Source organism: Tsuneonella rigui (assembly GCF_003958625.1).
Lineage (GTDB): Bacteria > Pseudomonadota > Alphaproteobacteria > Sphingomonadales > Sphingomonadaceae > Tsuneonella > Tsuneonella rigui.
The window spans coordinates 125154-145044 of record NZ_RSEL01000014.1; the positions used below are offsets into that span (position 1 = coordinate 125154).

General features: G+C 67.3%; 16 protein-coding genes. 10 read left to right on the plus strand and 6 right to left on the minus strand.

Translation table 11 applies throughout. The features are described 5' to 3' along the window. The first annotated feature begins 3 nt into the window (after positions 1-3). Positions 4-693, plus strand: a complete 690-nt coding sequence (gene phoB / locus ELY12_RS06830) for a phosphate regulon transcriptional regulator PhoB (protein WP_126175945.1) — start codon at positions 4-6, stop codon at positions 691-693. Positions 694-700: 7 nt separating this feature from the next. Here phoB and ELY12_RS14410 read toward each other — a convergent pair whose 3' ends face one another. Genes ELY12_RS14410 through ELY12_RS06840 form a run of 3 tightly spaced genes read right to left on the minus strand, consistent with a single transcriptional unit; the run spans position 701 to position 5010 of the window. Beyond that, entirely contained in the window at positions 701-1120 is a 420-nt protein-coding gene (locus ELY12_RS14410) for a hypothetical protein (protein ID WP_206435786.1), read from the minus strand. A 58-nt stretch (positions 1121-1178) separates the two neighbouring features. After that, positions 1179-2525, minus strand: a complete 1347-nt coding sequence (locus tag ELY12_RS06835) for an AMP-binding protein (RefSeq protein WP_206435787.1) — start codon at positions 2523-2525, stop codon at positions 1179-1181. Between the two features lie 4 nt (positions 2526-2529). Next, the gene (locus ELY12_RS06840) at positions 2530-5010 is read right to left on the minus strand and encodes a TonB-dependent receptor (RefSeq protein WP_126175946.1); all 2481 of its coding nucleotides are present in this window, start codon (positions 5008-5010) and stop codon (positions 2530-2532) included. A gap of 147 nt (positions 5011-5157) precedes the next feature. Between ELY12_RS06840 and ELY12_RS06845 the strand changes: the two genes are divergently transcribed. Further along, positions 5158-5787, plus strand: a complete 630-nt coding sequence (locus ELY12_RS06845; protein WP_126175947.1) for a TetR family transcriptional regulator — start codon at positions 5158-5160, stop codon at positions 5785-5787. 45 nt (positions 5788-5832) lie between these two features. Beyond that, on the plus strand, positions 5833-6921 hold the full coding sequence (locus tag ELY12_RS06850; protein WP_126175948.1) for an acyl-CoA dehydrogenase family protein: 1089 nt from the start codon (positions 5833-5835) through the stop codon (positions 6919-6921). Here the strand turns inward: ELY12_RS06850 and ELY12_RS06855 are convergent. Beyond that, positions 6918-8144 carry an acyl-CoA dehydrogenase family protein gene (locus ELY12_RS06855; RefSeq protein WP_126175949.1) on the minus strand — a complete coding sequence of 409 codons (1227 nt, stop codon included), beginning with the start codon at positions 8142-8144 and terminating at the stop codon, positions 6918-6920. The two genes, ELY12_RS06850 and ELY12_RS06855, sit on opposite strands and share 4 nt — an antisense overlap. Positions 8145-8217: 73 nt before the next feature. Between ELY12_RS06855 and ELY12_RS06860 the strand changes: the two genes are divergently transcribed. Then, entirely contained in the window at positions 8218-9078 is an 861-nt protein-coding gene (locus ELY12_RS06860) for an oxygenase MpaB family protein (protein WP_241229758.1), read from the plus strand. A 16-nt stretch (positions 9079-9094) separates the two neighbouring features. Here ELY12_RS06860 and ELY12_RS06865 read toward each other — a convergent pair whose 3' ends face one another. Both ELY12_RS06865 and ELY12_RS06870 read right to left on the minus strand, forming a co-directional pair. Further along, entirely contained in the window at positions 9095-12688 is a 3594-nt protein-coding gene (locus ELY12_RS06865) for an ABC transporter permease/M1 family aminopeptidase (RefSeq protein ID WP_126175950.1), read from the minus strand. An 11-nt stretch (positions 12689-12699) separates the two neighbouring features. Then, positions 12700-13578 (minus strand): ABC transporter ATP-binding protein, encoded by an 879-nt coding sequence (locus tag ELY12_RS06870; protein ID WP_126175951.1) that lies wholly within the window; start codon positions 13576-13578, stop codon positions 12700-12702. A gap of 121 nt (positions 13579-13699) precedes the next feature. On the opposite strand from ELY12_RS06870, the gene ELY12_RS06875 reads away from it, so the two are divergent. The 6 genes from ELY12_RS06875 to ELY12_RS06900 all read left to right on the plus strand — a co-directional run. Further along, positions 13700-14416, plus strand: coding sequence for a response regulator (locus ELY12_RS06875; protein WP_126175952.1), 717 nt, complete (start codon positions 13700-13702; stop codon positions 14414-14416). After that, on the plus strand, positions 14413-15771 hold the full coding sequence (locus ELY12_RS06880) for an ATP-binding protein (protein ID WP_126175953.1): 1359 nt from the start codon (positions 14413-14415) through the stop codon (positions 15769-15771). The genes ELY12_RS06875 and ELY12_RS06880 overlap by 4 nt, the downstream gene beginning before the upstream one ends. Before the next feature lie 187 nt (positions 15772-15958). After that, positions 15959-18100 carry a TonB-dependent receptor domain-containing protein gene (locus tag ELY12_RS06885; RefSeq protein ID WP_164549432.1) on the plus strand — a complete coding sequence of 714 codons (2142 nt, stop codon included), beginning with the start codon at positions 15959-15961 and terminating at the stop codon, positions 18098-18100. A gap of 79 nt (positions 18101-18179) precedes the next feature. After that, positions 18180-18710 (plus strand): RNA polymerase sigma factor, encoded by a 531-nt coding sequence (locus tag ELY12_RS06890; RefSeq protein WP_126175955.1) that lies wholly within the window; start codon positions 18180-18182, stop codon positions 18708-18710. Positions 18711-18749: 39 nt separating this feature from the next. Further along, positions 18750-19667 carry a FecR family protein gene (locus tag ELY12_RS06895; protein WP_126175956.1) on the plus strand — a complete coding sequence of 306 codons (918 nt, stop codon included), beginning with the start codon at positions 18750-18752 and terminating at the stop codon, positions 19665-19667. Between the two features lie 5 nt (positions 19668-19672). Next, on the plus strand, positions 19673-19891 hold a 219-nt coding region (locus ELY12_RS06900; RefSeq protein WP_164549433.1), incomplete at its 3' end, for a hypothetical protein.

The window sequence follows — 19891 nt, forward strand, 5'->3', positions numbered from 1 at the left end:
GCTGTGACCGCGCCCAAGCTCCTGCTGGTCGAGGACGACCCGTCGCTCGCCGAGCTGCTCGAATACCGCTTCGTCAGCGAAGGCTACACGGTGCGGGTGACTGCCGACGGCGACGAAGCGCTGGAGCTGGCGGCCGAGGACACGCCCGACCTCGTCATCCTCGACTGGATGATCGAGGGCACCAGCGGGATCGAGGTCTGCCGCAGACTGCGCCGAGCCCCCGAAACCGCGCGGGTGCCGATCATCATGCTGACCGCGCGCGAGGCGGAGGATGACCGCGTGCGCGGGCTCGAAACCGGGGCCGACGACTACCTCACCAAGCCCTTCTCGCCGCGCGAACTGCTCGCACGAGTGTCGGCGGTCCTGCGCCGAGTGCGGCCGGCGCTGGCGGGCGAAACGCTCGAAGTCGGCGACCTGCGGCTCGACCCCGTCGCACACCGCGTCGAACGCCGCGGCGGCGTGCTCCGGCTCGGCCCGACCGAGTACCGCCTGCTCAAGCATTTCATGGAAAATCCCCGCCGGGTCATGTCCCGCGGTCAGCTGCTCGATGCGGTGTGGGGCCAGGAAAGCGAAATCAGCGAACGCACAGTCGACGTCCACATCCGCCGCCTTCGGATCGCGATCGCCCTGCCGGGGATCGACGATCCCGTCCGTACGTTCCGGTCGGCCGGCTACGCGCTCGAACCGGTGTAGCTCGTGTCTAAGCGATAAGCGTCACGTCGGGCCCGCCGGCAAACAAGTCGGCGACCGTGGCAAATCGCCGTTCGAGCACCGTGCGCTGGTTGATGTAGCCTTTGTCCGTGATCTCGCCGGCATCGAGCGATGGCGGATCGCGCAACAGCACAAAGCGGCCGATCTTGCGCGAGCTGCCCCGATTCTCGCCGTTGAACGTCGCGAGACGCTGCGCAATTTTCCGCACGAGAGCGGCCATGCCATCCGTCTCCTGGGTAAAACGCTGCGCCGCCGCTGGCGAGGGCCAGACGAGTAATCCAATCTCCGACCGGTCGTGACCCGCGACGACCACGTCGTAGACCAGCGAGCTGCACGCCGCGACGACATCGGGCCGCAGCGTGCCGACCGAGACCCAGGTCCCGCTCGACAGCTTGAAGTCCTCCGCCACCCGACCGTCGAACAGCAGGCCGCGGTTGATGTCGTCCGGGTCGACGAAGCGCGCTGCGTCACCGACGGTAGAAGCCCTCCTCGTCGAACACCTCGCTGGCCGGCTTGTCGCCGCCCAAATAGCCGGTGGTGACGCTGGCGCCCTTGACCCGCACCTCCATCTTGTCGCCACTTGGGGCGAGCTTCAACTCCACGCCCGGCATCGGCAGGCCGATCAGCCCGACCCGGTCGACCACCCAGTGGACCATCGTCACGCCCTGCGTCTCGGTTGCGCCGTACATCGTGGTGATCGCCAACCGCTCGCCGGTCTCGGCCACCGCGAGCGCCTGTAGTCGGTCGTAGAGATCGTCCGACAGCGTTGCACCGCCGTAGCCCATCGACTGCAGGTTCTTGAAGAACGGAGCGCGCAGGCGCTCGTCCTTCTCCATCGCATCGGCGAGCATGGCGAAGGCCACCGGGGCGGAGCCGAAGCCGGTCGGCGAGACTTCGTAGAGGTTCTTGATCGTGGTCTCGAACAGGCCGGGGACCGGGCGCCCTTCATCGAGGTACATGGTCCCGCCGGCCCAGATGGTGCCGTTGAAGAAGATGTTGCCGCCGCTGATGTGGCTCCACGGCATCCAGTCGAGCGAGATCGGCGTCACCCGCTCTTCGCGCGGGCGGTCGGCAAGCCCTTCGGCGCCGGCGATGACCGCGGTCATCATCTTGTGCGTCTGCGGCACGCACTTGGGCATGCCGGTTGAGCCCGAGGTGAAGAGGTACTTGGCGACTGTATCGATCGTCACGCCCGCAGCTGCAGCGTCGAGCGCGGCGCCGGGCGTGGCCATCAGCAGCTTGGCGAAATCGACCGCGCCTTCGGGCTCGCAATCGGAACTGATGACGATGAGGCCCGGATTGGCCGCGCGCATCTTCGCCAGCGCGGCCGCGTGCTGCGCGCCGTCGCGGGCGAACACGGCCTTGGGCCGCAGCAGCGCGGCGCAATGCAGCAGCTTGGCGTGGTCCTGCGACATCAGGCTGTAGGCCGCGCTAACCGGCGCGATGGCGATGCCGGTGGTGTAGCAGGCGAGCATCAGGAGCGCGTGCTCGACCGAGTTGCCCGAAATCACCATCACCGTGTCGCCCGGCGCGAGGCCCGCATCGAGCAGCCACTGGCCGATCGAGTCCGCCGCCTTGCGCGCCTCGCCATAGGTCATTCCGCGCCACGGGCCGTGCCCCGGCTCGCGTTCGAACACCCAGTCGCGGTCGGGATGCTCGGCCGCCCGCATTCGGAAGATATCGCCGAGCGTGCCCGGCACCTCTCCCGGCACATGGTTCGACCGCACCACGTAGCTGCCGTCCGGCCGCGCCTCGAGCGAGGCGTCGGCCGGCTTCTGCGGCAGCGGCCGGAAGGGCGGAAGATCGTCGCTCATCGGATCAGAAGTTGACCTTCACCGTCGCTCCGTAGCTGGCGCTGCGCCCCGGGAAGCGCACCGCAGTGTTGGCATTGGTCGCCGCCGATGCCCAGTAGTATTCGTCCGAGATGTTGCGGCCCCAAATCGACGCCTCCCACTTCCCGTCCTGCGAATAGAGCGCGAGGCTGGCGTTGAGCAGGCCGTAGGACGGGATCGCCAGCGGAGCGAAGTCCTCGATCGTGCTCGAGGTCTTCGACTGGTAGCGCCCGTTGACGATCGCGCGCAGGCCGAGGGTGCTCGACACCGGCGTATCGTAGGTCACCGTCGCCGCGCCCGAAAAGCGCGGGCTATAGGGGAATTCGTACCCGTCATAGTTCAGCGGCCGCCCAGCGGCGTTGATGCCCTGGTAGCCCTGGATCTCGGTCTTGAGCCAGGTCGCCGCGATCGACAGCGTCAGCGCGTCGGTCACCCGCCAGTTGGCATCACCGTCGAGGCCATAGGCGCGCGACTTGGGGATGTTATCGAGCCGCAGCAGCGTGGTGTAGATCGGATCGGCGAAATACACGGCGAGCTGCTTGTCGCTGTAATCGTAGTAGAACGCCGCGGCGTTCACATAGAACCGCCGGTCGGCGAGGCTCAGCTTGGTGCCGAGCTCGTACGCGGTGAGCTGCTCCTGCCGCGCGGGGCCGTTCTGGGTCGCGATGTTGGCCGCGTTGACCGGGGTCGAGCCCGACTTGTAGCCGCGCGAGACCGAGGCATAGACCAGAGTGTCGTCGTTGGGCTCCCACGTCAGCGCGCCGCGCCACGCGACGTTGTCTTCCTTCAGCGTCGAGGTCACCGGGCCGAAGGTCTTGGTGACGACGTCGAAGGTGTTGCACTGGTTCGCCGCGATCGGCGCGGTGAAGGCGCCGTAGACCTGGAAGAAGAACGCCCGGTTGAACAGGTTGACGTTGGGCAGCATCGAACCGTTGAAGTCGCGCGAACAGCCTTCGTAGTCCTGCCGGTCCTTCGTGTAGCGGATGCCGGTGGTGAGCTTCAGCGTTGGGGTCAGCGTCAAGTCGGCGCTGGCGAAGGCGCTCATCGTCTCGACGTCGAAGTTGGCCGTGTCGCGGTAGGTGCGGAACGATTGCGCGACGTCGGTCGCGGTGTAGCCCGGCGAATTGAAGGGCGTGTTGAGCAGGCCGAGCTGCAGGATCAGCGCGCGCACCGCGCCGACGTTGGCGTTCTGGCCGAGCAGCGTCTGGTTGGTGTCGATCACCTTGTCGTTGGCGTAATAGGCGCCGACCACCCATTCGGCGGGGCCCGCAGTGCCCTGGAAGCGCACTTCCTGCGACAGCGAGTTGATCCGGCCCTCGGCGCGCTGGCTGAGGATCTCGAAGGGCGCGCCGCTCCAATCGTAAGTCGCGTCGCGCTTCACGTGGTTGTAGCCGGTGAGCGAGATGAAGCTGACGTTGGGCAGGAAGTCGAATTGCAGCAGCCCGCGGAAGCCGGCGAAGTTGCTGTCTTCCTGGTTGGGCCGGTCGATGCCCGTGCCGCGGCCGATATTCTGCGCGCGCGCGGTCTCGTCCTGCCAGTCGGCGGTGGTGCTCGTCCAGTTGGGCCGGTTGGCGGCGACGTAGGCGGGAAGGCCCGGCGCGTTGAACAGGCTGAACAGCGTGCCGTTAGCGGGATCGGTGTTCGGGGTGAAGCCGACCGCCTGCGCCGCGAGAGTGTCGGACTTGTTGATCCAGAAGTTGCCCGCGAGCTCGATCTTCATGTCGGGCACCGGGTTCGCGGTGACGGTCAGGCGCCCGCCGTAGCGATGCACTTCGCCCAGTGTGTCGTCGCGAGTGATCGAGTGCTGCCAGCCGTCCCAGCTGTCTTCGGTCCGCCACGCCACCCGCGCGGCGACCGCATCGCCCATCGGCACATTGAGGTGCCCTTCGCTGTTGAGGGTCTGCTCGCCGCCGATGTCGACCGCCAGATGCCCACCGAACGCGCCCATCTCGGGCTTGGCGCTGATGAAGTTGACGAGGCCACCGGTAGTATTGCGGCCATAAAGTGTGCCCTGCGGTCCCTTGAGCACCTCGACCCGCTCGAGGTCATAGACCGGGCCGCTGTTCATGAACGGGTAGGCGAGCGCGACCTCGTCCTGGTAGGTGCCGACGGTGGATGTGGCGGACAGGTTGATCGTGTTGAAGCCGATTCCCCGCAGGGTGTAGATCGGGATGCCCTGGTAGCCGCGCGAGACGTTGAGGCTGGGGACGAGGACCTGCAGGTCCTCGGTCGAGGTCACCCGCAGCTCGGACAACTGATCCCCGGTGAACGCCTGCACCGCGATGCCGACGTCGGTGATGCTTTCCTCGCGCCGGTTTGCAGTCACGACGATCGCGCCGCTGTCGGTTTGCGCGCCGTCCTCCACGGCGGGAGCTGCGCTCTGCGCGAATGCCGGTTGGGCGATGCCTGCCGCGACCAGGCCGCTGCCAGCCAGTAACCACGAACGGAACAGTGACGTCTTCGCCATCGGTCTTCTCCCCTGCCCAACCGCGATCGTTGCGGTCGTTATCATTTCTGATAGATTATCAGCTCTGATAGGTTACGCAAGGGGTCATTGCACCGGCGGCCCGATGATGCTGTTGTGAACTTTGTCGCAGAGGGGGAAGCAACCGTAGTGAGCATCGAAGCCGGCAAGCGCGTGGAGAAGGGCGCGATCCGCGATGCGCTGCTCGATGCGGCGAGCGCGCTGATGCGCGAGCAGGACACGGTCGAGATCGGCATCCTCGACATCGCCGCGCGCGCGAGCGTCAATCATGGGATGATCCGCTACTATTTCGGCAGCAAGGAAGGCATGCTGCTCGCGCTGCTGGACCGCGATGTCATGCACGCCATCCACCAGCTCGAAGCGCTGTTCCAGCTCGACGTCACCCCGACCGAGCGGATGCGGATCCACCTCAGCGGGATCGTCGATACCTACTACCGCATCCCCTATTTGAACCGGCTGATCCAGGCGATGGTGCGCGATGCCACGCCAGAGCGCGTGCACCACATCGCCGAGGAATTGCTCAAGCCGATCGCCGGCGCCCAGCAACGGATCATCGAAGAGGGTATCGCCAAAGGCGAGTTCCGCGCGGTCGACCCCAAGCTGTTCTACTTCAACACCATCGGCTCGGCCGACGGGCTCTATTCGAACCGCTTTACTCTGTCGGCGGTGTTCGGAGGCATTCCCGAAGCCAACGAGGCGCTGCACGAGCGTTATCGGGCGCAGACGGTCGAAACCCTCCTGGCCGGCCTGCTCAGATAAATTATCAGACTTGATAATTAGCGGCGAGGCGGGCTAGGGAGCGGCATGGACCTTCAGCCCAGCGACAACCAGCAGCTCCTCCGGCAGGCCCTCGACGGCTACCTCGCGCGCAATCTCCCGTTCGACCGCCGCCGCGGACAAGACGCCGGTGCGATGCTGGCGTTCTGGAACGAGCTGCGCGGCGAACTGGGCGTTGCCGGAGCGGGGCTGCCCGAAGCGGTCGGCGGGTTCGGCGGCGGAGCGCAGGAGGAGATGATCGTCGCCGCCGCCCTCGGCCGAAGCCTGGCGGTGACGCCCTACGTCGATTGCTTCGTCCTCGCCGGGCATGCACTGCTGGCGCTCGGCCAAGCGGCGACGGTCGCGCGGATCGCTGACGGCAGCCTGCTTGCCGTCCTGGCGGTCGAGGAAGCGCAGACGCGCGGCGATATCTCTGCGATCGAAGCGGCTGCGGGACCGATCGACGGCGGTTGGCGCCTGCACGGCCGCAAGCTGGCGGTGCCGTTCGCGGCGCAGGCCGAGCTGCTGCTGATCCCGGCGCGAATCGGCGAGGATTTCGCGCTGTTCGCAGCCGGGACTGAGCAGATGGCCCAAGCTTTGCGGCCTTACCGGCTGATCGACGATACGCCGGCGGGGGACCTGTTGCTCGACGGTATCGAACTGCGGGACGCGGCGTTGATCGCCCGCGGGACCGAGGTGCTGCCAGCGCTCCAGTCCGCCATCGACCGTGCCACCGCCGCGATTTGCGGCGAGGCGTCGGGGCATGCGGAAGTAATGGTGGCCGACACCGTCGCTTATGCCAACGAGCGCAAGCAGTTCGGCCAGCCGCTCGCCGCGTTCCAGGCGCTGCAGCACCGGATGGTCGACATGTATATCGCCAGTGAGCAGATCTCTGCCGCCGCGCTGCTCGCCGCGCTCAAGGTCGACGATCCTGCAGCGGTTTCGGCTGCCAAGGCGACCGTGGGCGAGGCGCTCCGACTGATCGGGCAGGAGGCGGTGCAGCTCCACGGCGCGATGGGGCTGACCGAGGAACTCCGGGTCGGGCACTATTTCAAGCGCGCGACCGTGATCGAGAACCGCCTCGGCACCGCCGACCTGCACATCGACCGCTACGCCACCGCGCGGCTGGCGCGCTAGAGTCCGAGCACGTGCTTGGCGAGGATGTTGCGCTGGATTTCGTTCGATCCAGCGTAGATCGATCCGGCGCGTTCGTTGAGGTAGCGCAGCGGCGCGATCGCCTGCCAGTCCTCCCCCGACACGTGTCCGTCGACGGGCGCTTCATAGCCCGGCACTTCCGCGCCCGGCCGCGCGGCGTGCGGCTGGAATGCGGTGCCGGTGGGCCCAGCGGCTTCGAGTGCCAGCTCGGTCAGGTGCTGGGCGAGCTCGGTGCCCATGATCTTCATCAGCGAGGACATCGCGCCGACGCTCTGGCCCTTGCCGGCGGCCGACAGCAACCGCAGCTCCATCACCTCGAGCACGTCGATCCGCGTCATCGCCCGGGCGAGCTTATGGCGGAAGGCGGGCACGTCGATCAGCGCGCGGTCCCCCGCGCGGGCGGTGGCGGCCTCGTCGGCCAGCGCATCGGCCCGCACGCGCAGGCCCGCGGAGTAGGCGCCGCCGCGCTCGAACTCGAGCAGGTACTTCGCCACCCGCCACCCCTGGCCGACTTCGCCGATCACATTCGCGCGCGACGAGCGCGCGTCGTCGAAGAACACCTGGTTCTGCACAGTCTCGCCCGACAGCATGGTGAGCGGCCGCACCGTCACGCCCGGCTGGTCCATCGGCACCAGCAGGAAGGTGATGCCCTCCTGCCGCCGTCCCTCGCTAGACGTGCGCACGAGGCAGAAGATCCAGTTCGCCTCCTGCGCGTGGGTGGTCCAGATCTTCGAGCCGTTGAGCACGAAGTCGTCGCCGTCGGGCACCGCGCTCATCTGCAGCGCGGCGAGATCGGATCCGGCGTTTGGCTCCGAATACCCTTGGCAGAAGAAGACCTCGCCGGTGAGGATGCGCGGCAGAAAGTAGTCCTTCTGCGCGGGCGTCCCGAACGCCGCAATCACGTGCGCGACCATGTGGATGCCCATCGGCGAGAGCGAAGGCGCCCCCGCCTCGGCCCGCGCGCGGTTGAAAAGGTAGTGCTGCGCCGCGCTCCAGTCCCGCCCGCCATGCTCGACCGGCCAATGGGGCGCGGCGAGGCCGGCCGCGTGAAGCTTGGCCTGCCACGCCATCGACGCCTCGTGATCGGGATATACGCTGGTCGCGCGCAACCCCGCATCGCGCAGGCCCTCATCGAGCTCGCGGATTATGATCGCGCGCATCTCTTCGGCGAACGCCTGCTCCTCGGGCGACCATTCGAGATTCATTGCACGCTCCTTGCGAGGACTTATCAGATTTGATAACAACTCGGACACTGCCGTTCAAGAGCGGATGCATTCGATGAACCAGATGACCCGCGTGAAGACGATGCCCACGATCGATTTCTCCAGGCCGAAGGGCGAGAAGGCATATCTCGCGCCGGACTCGATCCAGTGGAAGGTGTTCAAGAACCCCGTCGCGCTCGCGGTGGGCGGGGTGGCAGCGGTGCTGCTCGAATTCGCCGATGCGCGCATCCGTTCGGGCGTGTGGGACCACTCGATCTACAAGGTCGACCCGATCGGCCGCTCCCAGCGCACCGGCATGGCGGCGATGGTCGGCGTCTATGGCCCCAAGAGCGTCGCGCGGCAGGTGATCGGCGGGGTCAACCGGATGCACGCCAAGGTCGCCGGCAAGACACCGTCGGGCGAAGACTACCGCGCGCTTGATCCCGAGCTGCTCAACTGGGTCTCGGCAACCGCGCAGTACGGCTTCCTGACCGCCTACGACCGCTTCGTCCGGCGATTGCCGTCGGCCGAGAAGGACCGCTTCTGGCACGAAGGGACTGCGATCGCCGAACTCTACGGCGTCACCGAGATCCCGCATTCGGAGGCGGACTTCCACCGCATGATGGAGCGCCTGTTGCCGCGCTTCGAGCCGCACCCGATCAACCGCGAGTTCCTCGAGATCATCCAGTCCGGCCGCGCCGCGCCCAGCGTCCCGCGCTTCCTCCACCGATCGCTCGCCCGCGCCGCCGTGTCGATCGTGCCCCGTGCCGTCCGCGAGCGGCTGGAGCTAGGCCGCGAATTCGACCTGACGCTCCGCGACCGCGTGCTGGTCAAGGCGATGGGACGCCTGCCCGAACACGTGAAAGATCGCTCCTCGCCCGCCTGGCAAGCGGCCGAGCGGATGGGTTTGCCGGGCGACACCGCGTGGAAGCGCTAGGCAAAGTGCGGCACGACTACTCTTGAGCGACCACGGCCGCGATGTTGTCGCCGATGTCGCGGTCGATGTAGAGGGCGAAGGGATCGATGCCCGCGTAGGACGGCTTCCGGTCCACCACAAAGGTGAGCTCCTGCCTTCCGGACCGGATTGGGTATCGGCGGAGCAAGACCACGCTGCGCGCGTCCAAGACATCGCTGCCCGCTCGCGGCGCGAAAAGGCCGACTTCGATAGTGTCGTTGAGTGGAGCACCATGCTCGCCACCCCGCGCATCGACGTAGCGCTTGCGGGCCACCACGGGCACCCGGACAAGCCACTTGCCGTCGGTACGGCGGCGTGCAGTCGGCTTGTCGACCTTGAGGTCGTACAGGGCAATTCGCTCGAACAGGTCCGTGGTCAGCGCCTGATCCTGACGGCTGCGAGCTTCCTTACGCAGGGCGGTCACGAGGTCCTCCGATCGCGGATAGGGCGCGCCCCTGAACCGGTACCGGTGGAGGAGGTTGCGCAGGGCACGATTGACCGCGTCCTCGCCCAGGCGCTCGGCCATGAGGTTCATGACCAGTGCGCCCTTGTTGTAGATCACGTAATTCTGCGTTTCCGCCCGCGCGAGCGGGACCTCCGGCTGCTTCGACCATGCCCTGTAAGCGAGATAGCTGTCGAGCTGATCCCTCAGCCTGAGGTTGGCCCGCTCCCTGCCGAGTGTGCGCTTGAGCACGATCATCGCCGAGTACTGGGCCAGCGTCTCGGACAGCACGAGGCTGCCCTCCATGGCCGCCGGCGTAACTTGGTGCGCCCAATACTGGTGGGCCAGTTCGTGGGCGGTCATCGGGGTGATCTCGTCGACCGCGTCGGCCGCCCGCAGATCGGCGTCGAAGCCCACCGTCTCCGAATAAGGGATCGTATTCGCGAACGCCTGCGCGAAGTTGCGGCCATAGCCGGGGAACTCAACGATGCGGATCTGCGGGAACTGGTAGGGGCCGAAATTGGTCCGATAGTACGCCAGTGAGGTGCGCATGGCCGACAGCATCCGGTCGACATTCCACACATGCGCGGGATGATAGAAGACCTCGAAATCCACTCCCTCCGCGCGCACCCGCTTCACGGCATAGCGGGCCGACTGGACCGCGAGGCCGGTGCGGATCGGCCTGTCGGAGACGAAGCGGGCGATCCGCCGGTCGCCTCGAACGCTATCCGATATCCGCTGCCCGGGCGCGACCGGGGTCTGATCGGCCCGCGTCGACAGGGTGATGTCGGCGGTGGACCAGGACTGGCCGTCGGCCGGATTGCGCGTCGCCGCGAAGTCTTCGAGCGGAGCACGCCGCGCGGGAGGCAAGCCGAACTGCTCGCGCACCTTGGCGTCGATGACCAGCGGCTGGGTGTGCACGCCGATCGCCGGAAGCAGATCCTTGGCAGTGAGGAAGGTGCCGTTTTCGGCGATGGTCACGTCGGGGGCGCCATTGGCGAACCCACGATGCCATCGCTCGGTCGCGAACGTGACCCGGCGGGTCTCACCCGGTGCCATCGGCCGATGGAAGCGAAAAATGCGATAATCGTGGTCGCGGTCGTGGTGCACCAGGGTCGCGCCTGGTACGGCAATCCGCGTGAGCGCGAGGGCGCGGTCATCCATCCGCACATGCACCGTGTCGATCGGCCGGTCGGTCAGGTTCGCGATCTTGTAGCTACCGGTGACGTTCGCTCGGCGAGCCTCCGGATGGAGATCGATGGCGACCGTCATATGCGTGACCGACGGCTGCGGCAGGTCCGCGTAGCGCCGGTAGGCTTTCTCGTATCCAGCGAGGTACTCGTTGGCCGACTGGGCCGTCTCGTACCGGTTGAGGATGTTCGTGTTGTAGAATGCAAAGGCACCGGTCGCTGCGAACGCGGCCAGCGCGCCCCCGCCGATAAGTCGGCTCGGCCCCGGCAGCCGCCGAACCGCCGACCTCACACGCGGCATGAGGGCCGAGGCGGTCCCGCGCCGCCATAGCAGGTGCGCGATCACCAGCAGCAGGACCGCGCAGGCGCCCCAGTATACGCGGAAGAGCCAGGCTGCTTCCCAGAACGAAGAACCGCCATCCATGTCGCTGAGCGGGGTCGGCGGGACGCCGGCATAGTTGAGCAGGTTGTGATCGGGCAGCACCCCGGCGAACTGCGCGACCCCCCACAGCACCATCACGCCCCAGCCGATGTATTTGTGCGGACTGAGCACTTGAACCAGCGTCGCCAGCGCGATCATCAGCAGCGCGTCCCACGTCATCGGCGCCAGAAACAACAGCCCGTAAGTCGCGAGATCGAGGCGCGGGAAGCCCTCGGCGAGCTGCACCGCGATCGCTGCCGCGACGCTCGCGGTGTAGAGCAGAAACATGACCAGCCCGACCGCGAGGGTCTTGGGTATCAAGTACGCCCAGTTGGGCTGGGGCGCGGCGTCTATGATCTCGTGCATGCGCCGGTCGCGCTCGCGCCAGACCAGCTCCCCGGTGTAAATGATGATGATCGCGAGCGGGATGACGAGAAACACTTCCTGCAGCCGCGGGATCAGGTTGGTAGCGAGCGGATAGGTCGGCGAGCCGTCGCCGTTGCGGTCGCCGATCAGCAGGAACTGCGACAGGAAGATCGTGTAGAGCAGGAGGATCAGGAACGCGGGGCTCTTCAGCACTTGCCACGCTTCGAACCGGATGCACCGTGTGAGCAGCGCCCACTTCGCCCTCGGGCCGTAGGACGGCCCGGGTAACCGGCGGTGAGTCTCGGATACTCGCACCGACTCGCTGTCCAAGGTAGCCGCCAGTTGCTCCGCGCGCTTCCTCCGCCGCGCGCCGCGCGAACGGCCGCTGCGCGCGAAGTCGAAGCTCCAATAGGCGAGGGTCAGGAACGCTGCGGAAACGGTCAGCCAAATGATCCGGTTGTGGAGCAAGGCGCCTGCGAACGGCGGCAGCTGGACGTTGCGTTCGGGCGGGGTCCAGTACCGCACCACGTTCTCGAACGCGCGGCCGGAGAACGGATCGAGCAGCGCGGCTACGCCCGCCAGGTCCGCCCGTCCGCCCACCGCGCCAAGCAGCGTGAAGTAGGTGCCGAGGAACACGACCAGCCCAACGTAAGTCGCGGTCATCGAGCGCGTCATCGTTGCGAGTGCGAAGAAGATCGACGCCGTGATGATCACATTCGGCAACGCGATGAGGAAGTAGGCGTAGAGGTGATCGCCCAGCCGGTTCAGGCCGATCAGCTCCGCCCCCGGCATCCACGAGCCGATGACGATGCCGGGCGTCACCAGCGCCAGGCACAGCGCGACCACCACAATCGCGCCGGCGAACCGACCAAACAGATAGTCGAACTTGCCGATGCCGGTGGAGCGCAGGATCGGCGCGAACTCGGTCTCGTCGTCGCGCAGCACGATGTTCGAGACGAACACGGTGGTCACGAACATGAACAGGCACGAGATGATCCGGTACTTGCTGATCACCTCATAGGCCGAGTTCTTGAAGACTCGGATGTCCTCCTCAAGCCCAAGACCCAATGCGAGCGAAGCGAAGGGCAGCAAGAACACCGCCGCGGCGGTCAGCCACAGGAGCGGATTGCGCAGGAGATAGCGGACCTCGAACCGGGCGATCTGGAGGAACATTGCGGCCTCCGTCAGGCCGCCCGGCGCGATTGCGCCAGGGTCGCGAAGTAGACATCGGCCAGACTACCCTCGACCGGCCGGAAGCCGTCCCCGGGATCGCCCTCGGACAGGATGTGTACGATCGTCCGCCCGGCGAATAGCCGGGTCGAGATGACCCGCCGCGTCTCGCGCAACGGCTCCAGTTCGGCGCGGTCGATCTCCTTCATCCAGATCGTGCCGGAGGTTTGGCGGATGAGCTCCGCCGGCGCGCCGGTCATCTCGATCCGCCCGCCCGCGATCACCGCCATCCGCGGGCACAGGTCGGACACGTCCTCGACGATGTGCGTGGAGAGGATCACGACCACGTTCTCGCCGATCTCGGCCAGCAGGTTGAGGAAACGGTTGCGCTCTTCGGGGTCGAGGCCCGCGGTGGGCTCGTCGACCACGATCAGCCGCGGATTGCCGATCAGCGCCTGCGCGATGCCGAACCGCTGCCGCATGCCGCCTGAATAGGTCGTCAGCGCCTTCTTGCGCACCGGCCACAGGTTCGTCTGTGCGAGCAGCGCTTCGACGGTTTCCTTGCGGTCCGCAGCCGAGGCAATGCCCTTGAGCACCGCCAGGTGGTCAAGCATGTCGTAGGCTGACACGCGCGGGTAGACCCCGAAATCTTGCGGCAGGTAGCCGAGTGTCATCCGGAGCCGTTCGGGCTCGCGGATCACGTCGATGCCGTCGAAGCGGATCGCGCCCTCGGTCGGCGTCTGCAGCGTGGCCACGGTGCGCATCAAGGTCGATTTGCCCGCACCGTTGGGGCCGAGCAGGCCGAACATCCCGCGCGGGATCGAGATCGTGATTCCGTCGAGCGCGCGGGTGCCGTTGGGATAGACGTGGCTGACATTTTCGAGCTCGAGCATCGGTGGCAATCTCCTTGTGGGGAGATCGATGCGCCGGCGATTTTGCCGGGGTTTGTCGGGGCGTTTCCGTTTGTTGCGGCGCTGCAATACTTGAGAAACACCGCACCCCGAGGAGTCGGCAATGGACAAGGCTGAGATGGTACTGTCGGACCTCGTGTTGCTCGTTGACGACGATCCCGAGATCCGTGAGCTGATCGGGGACTTCCTAGGCCAGCACGGCTATCGCATCGCCCGCGCGCCCAACGGGACGGAGATGGACCGCCTGATCGCCGCCGAACGGCCGGCGCTGGTGGTGCTCGACCTGATGCTCCCCGGGGAAGACGGCCTGTCGATCTGCCGCCGCCTGTCCGCCTTGCAGATCCCGGTGATCATGGTCAGCGCTCTCGGTGCCGAAACCGATCGCATCGTCGGGCTCGAACTGGGTGCCGACGATTACCTCCCCAAGCCATGCAGCCCGCGCGAACTGCTCGCACGGGTGCGCGCCGTCCTGCGGCGGCATGAAGGCGCCAAACCGTCCCCAACGAGCGGCTATCGCTTTGCCGGTTGGACGTTCGATCCGCATCGCCGCGAGCTGCGCACGCCCGCCGGGGTCGGTGTAGCCTTGTCCACGGGCGAATTCCGGCTGCTGTCGGCCTTCCTCGAGCGGCCGTTGCGCGTGCTCACCCGCGACCAGTTGCTCGACTATGCCTTCGGAGCGGACGCCAATGTGTTCGACCGCGCGGTCGATGTGCAGGTGAGCCGCCTGCGCAAGAAGCTCGCGGACGGCGGCGCGGACGATCTAATCGTCACCGTCCGCAGCGAAGGCTACATGTTCTCGGTCAAACCGGTGCGGCAATGAGCCGGTTTTCTCGTGGCCCGCTGTTCGGTCAAGTGCTTGGCCTTGTCGTCGCCGCCGCCGTCCTGGCGCAAGTCGCGGGCGCCTTGGTGCTCTACTTCCTCCCGGGCGGACACGAGCCGTTCACGCTCGCGGACGCAGCAAAGATCGTCCGGACCCAGCGTTCGATCGAGCGCAACGGGTTCGCCCTGCGGGCGGAGACAAGAGCGACCGCGCCCGAGCGCTGGGACGAGGACGACAGCCGGGAGCGGCGCTTCCGCACGGCGCTTGCGGCCATGCTCGAGGTCTCGCCGGGGGACGTTCTGGTCGAGGACCGGATCCCGATACCCGGCGGCGCGTGGCTGATCCGCGCGGCGCGCGAGCCGCTCACCACGCCGCTGGAGCCGGTTCCGCCCTCGCCCGACTATGCGCGGCTCGCCGTCGGCGACCTGGCGGCGGCAGTGCGGATGGACGACGGTCGCTGGACCGTCATCACGCCGGACGATGGTTGGCCCGGGCCGGGCTCGGTGCTGCTCATGTGGCTGGCCTTCAACGGGCTGTTCATCGTCCCGCTCGCGTGGCTGTTCACCCGCCGCCTCGTCCGCCCGATCCGGGAATTCGCCGCGACCGCCGACCGCGCTGGTCGCGGCGACGCGACGGCCGCCTTCACCGGGTCCGGCCCGCGCGAAGTGCGCGCGGCTGCCGAGGCGCTGTCGGAAATGCAGCGCAAGATTCGCGACGCGCTCGACGAGCGGACCAAGCTGCTCGCCGCGATCGCGCACGATCTGCGCACACCGCTCGCCCGTATCCGCTTCCGCGCCGAGCATGCGCCGGCCGAGCATCGCGACAAGATCACCGCCGACATCGAGCGGATGGACGCGATGATCGAAGGCGTGCTCGCGTTCGTGCGCGGGGAGGCCTTGGCCGATCGTCACCGGCTCGATTTCACCGCTCTCGTCCGCTCGGTGGCCGACGACTGGAAAGATAGCGGAGCGGACGCCGAAGTCCTCGATGCGCCCGCCCTGCTCATCGACGGCGACGCGATCGCGCTACGCCGGATGATCTCGAACCTGGTCGACAACGCGATCAAGTATGCTGGCAAAGTGCGCTGCCGGCTGGAACGCGATGGGGCCGACATCATGCTCTTGGTCGAGGACGCTGGACCCGGGGTCGATCCCTCCGCATTCGCGAAGGTGCTGACGCCGTTCGAGCGCGGGGATGCGACCCGCGATCCGGCGACCGGCGGGGTCGGGCTCGGGCTGCCGATCGCGCGCGGGATTGCGCGCTCCCACGGCGGCGAGCTGACCCTGGGCCGGTCGGACGCCGGCGGGCTGAGGGTTCTGGTGCGCCTGCCGGGTGCCGCCGAACAGTCAGAGTGACGCAACAAATGTCGTTGGTCGGCTCATCGACCGGACCAAGGCGTTGGTCGAAACCAACCGTCGCCGCGGAGACGGGCGTGCCACAGGCGCGCGACTGATTCAAGGGGTAATCGAAGTGTTTTCCAAGAGTTTTCCGGTTCTTAGTTTGCGGACCGGGGCCAGCCTTTCGGCGTCGCTGCTGGCGACGGTGTCGCTGGCTCCCCTCGCCGCACAAGAGGTTCAACCTGCTCCTCCGCCGGCCAAAGCGCAGCCGGCGCCCCCGGCCGAGCCCAGCCAGGAAGTGGTCGTCTCGGCGAAGCGCAGCGATGTGCGCAGTTCGGCCGACCGGACCAGTTTCGACATCACCGGCAACCTGACAGCGCAGTCGGGTACCCTCGCCGATGCCCTGCGGGCGGTGCCGGGGGTCGAGGTCGACCTCCAGGGCGGGGTCAGCCTGCGCGGCGATTCCGGGGTTAGGATTCTCATCGACGGCCGGCCCTCCGCGCTGATGGAGGGCGAGGGCCGGGCCAACACGATCCTCAGCATGCCCGCCAGCCAGATCGAGCGGGTGGAGGTCATCACCAATCCCTCCGCGTCGATGAGCCCCGAAGGTTCGGCCGGGGTGATCAACCTGATCACCAAAGGCGTGCGCAAGGACACCACTTCGGCCACGGTCCGGGTGACCACCGGAGGCAAGGGCCGCCAGCGGGTGAGCCTCAACGGCGCGATGTCGCGCGGCAAGCTGACGCTGACCGGCGACCTCGCGTACGGCCGTTTCCGCAGCGAGAGCAAGGTGATCGACGAGCGCGAGCGGACCCGGTCCGACGGGTTCGTGGAGGAGACTCGCCAGACCCTGGTCCAGACCAATCGCCCCGAATTCGCCTTCGGCCGAGTGGGCGCGGAATACGACATCACCCCCAAGGACCGCCTGAGCGCGAGTGCGGCTTATCAGGACGGCGATTTCCGCAACTTCCGCACCGGCGACTACGTCAGCAACGATCCCTCGCAGAGCTTCTCACGCGAAGATGCCGCGCGCGTGCGGGTGCACGGCCACGACCTACAGGCTTCGTGGCGGCGCGAACTGCCGGGCAAGGAGCACAACTTCAGGATCGAGGTCGGCCAGAACGGCACGCGCTTCGAGCGCCACTTCGAAGCGACCACCGTTCCCGAGGCGGGCACCACCTTCGAGCAGATCGACAACGCCTTCACCCAACGCGAGCAGCGCGTCACGGTCGATTACAACCGGCCGCTAACCGACGATGTGAAGATCAACGCCGGGTTCGAAGGACGCTATCGCAACGACAGCTTCGCCAACGAAGGTTCGCGCGGCCCCACTCCGGGCGGCCTGATCCCGGTTCCCAGCCTCACCAACGCGTTCGAGTTCCGCCAGGATGTCAGTGCGGCGTACCTGACCGCCGATATCCAGTCGGGCGAGTTCAGCGCCAAGCCCGGCCTGCGCCTCGAACAGGCCGAGATCGGGATCAACCAGGTGACCGACGCGATCGCGGTCACCAACGACTATTTTCGCGCCTACCCGACGCTGCATCTCGGTTACGAGCTCGGCAAGGGGCACTCGCTGCGCGCGAGCTTCAGCCGGCGGATTCAGCGGCCGGGACCGCAGGACCTCAACCCTTATGTCGTCTACATCGACCAGCTGAACAGCCGGCGCGGCAATCCCAACCTGCTTCCCGAGACCACGGATTCGCTCGAGCTCGCCTGGCAGCTGCGCAAGGGCAGCGGCCTCTACCTCTCGGTCACCGGCTTCTGGCGCGATTCGCAAGGCGGGATCACCGATCTCGTCGAGGACCTGGGCGGCACTTACCTCACCACCCGCGCCAATCTGACCGGAGCACGGCGCCGCGGGGTCGAGGCGATCGCCAGCGGCAAGCTGGGCAAGGAAGTGACCTACAACCTCTCGGCCTCGGTGACCGATATCCTGCTCGACCTGCGCGCCACCGGCTTCCCGCAGACCCGCAGCGGCACCACCGCTTCGGTTCGCGGGACGGTCACGTGGCAGGCCAGCAAGAAGGACCTGTTCCAGCTGAACGGGTTCTACAACGGCAAGCAGTTGCTGCCGCAGGGCTATCGCACCAGCAATCCGATCCTCAACTTGGGCTACAACCGCAAGCTCACCGACCGCTTCGGCGTGTCGCTGAGCGTGCAGGACTTACTCGATAGCGGAAAGCAGCGGTTCGACGTCACGACCGCCGCGGGCCGCAGCCGGGTGGTCGCCGAGGGCCCGGGCCGCATCGCCCTGCTCTCGCTGAGCTACAACTTCGGCGGCAAAAACCCGAAGAAGAAGCCCGACCAGCCCTTCGACTTCGACCCTGGCACTTCCGGTCCGGGCTGAGGGCGCTGACCCGCTCGCTTTCGTAAGCGGCGAAGTGCGGCTATGAGGCCCGGCAAAACTCCCCGGGTCCCCCACCGCCGTGCGCGCCAATCCCAGCCAGCCCCCTGACGGCCTCGAGGCATGCTATCTCGCCAACCGCGAGCGCCTGCTGCGATTCCTGCGGGCGCGCGGCGCGGGGGAGGATGCCGAGGATTTGCTGCAGGAATTGTGGGTCAGGATCTCGTCGAAGCCCACCGGCCCGATTGCTTCACCGGTGTCTTATCTGTTCCGCGCGGCGGACCTGGCGATGATCGACCGGTTTCGCTCAACGCAGCAAGCGAGCAAGCGCGAGCGCGCGTGGGCGGAGACGGCGTCCGGCGCGGAAGGCGTGTCGGATGCCCCGTCCGCCGAGCGGATCGTGACCGGCCGTCAGTACGCCCTGCTGGCGGCCGCCGCGCTCGATGCGCTGGGTCCCCGCGTGGCGGCAGTCTTCCGGCGCCACCGGATCGACGGGGTGCCGCAGCGCGCCGTGGCAGAGGAATTCGGGGTCAGCCTGAGCACGGTCGAAAGCGACCTTCGCCAGGCCTACCGCGCGCTGCTGACGGTGAAGGAGCGCATCGATGAGGCTTGAGCCGCGCGACTCCGTCTTGTCTGCCAAAGGGGATGGCCGATGACAGGCGACGACCGAATGCACGATGACGCCATCGCCTGGGCCGTTCGCACGAACGATCCGGCGTTCGAAGACTGGGAGGGCTTCACCGCGTGGCTGGAGGCAGATCCCGCGCATGCGCGCGCCTATGATGCGGTCAACGCGGGCGTGAGCGAGCTGGTCGAGGCGGACCTTCCGCCTCCTGCGCAAAACGACTTCGAACCCGCCAGCGCTCCTGTCCGCCGGCCCTCGCGCTGGCTGGCGGTAGCCGCCTCGGTCGCGCTGGTGGCAGGCTTCTCATATGTCGGCTGGCGCGGGCAGAGCCAGGTGATCACCACCGAGGCAGGCGAGGTGCGCAACATCGCGCTGTCTGACGGAACGCAGGTGACCCTTTCCGGCGGCAGCGAGCTGCGCCTGGCGCGCAATGACGACCGCAGCGCGACGCTCGAACGCGGGCAGGCGCTGTTCACCGTGCGCCACGATTCCGCCAATCCCTTCGTGGTGCACGCCGCCGGCCAGCAGTTCGTCGACGCCGGCACGGTGTTCGATGTCGCGCTGGCGGGCGAGGCGGTCACGGTGGCGGTGTCGGAAGGCCTGGTGGTCGCCAACCCGAAAGGCCGCGCTCAGCGGATCGAGCCGGGCCAGCAATTGCGGGTGGCGAAGAGATCGGCCTATCGCCTGTCCAGCATTGCCACCGACCGGGTGGGCGAATGGCGCGAAGGGCGGTTGACGTTCGACGACGCGCCGCTCTCGTTCGTCGCGAGCGAGTTGACCCGCAGCACGGGGATCGCTTTCAAGGCCGCTCCCGCAGTCGCGTCACGGCCGATTTCCGGCAGCATCCTCGTAAGTCCCATTCGCAGCGATCCGGCTGCTGTCGCGGACCTGCTCGGCGTCACGGTCCGGCGCGATGGCCAACAATGGATCATCGACCGGCCCTGAGTTCCGTGCGCACGCTCTCCCTCCTTGCCCTTGCCGCCGCAATCGTGAGCGCGCCGGCCCACGCCGAAAGCGTGGCGGTCAGCGCGCCCGCGGGATCGGCCGGCGCCGCGGCGAGCGCAATCGCCCGGCAGACCGGCACGAGCGTCATCATTGCCGATCCAGTATTGGCGGCCCGGCGCGTTCCCGCCATCAAGGGCCGTCTGAGCGAGCGCGAGGCGGTCGAG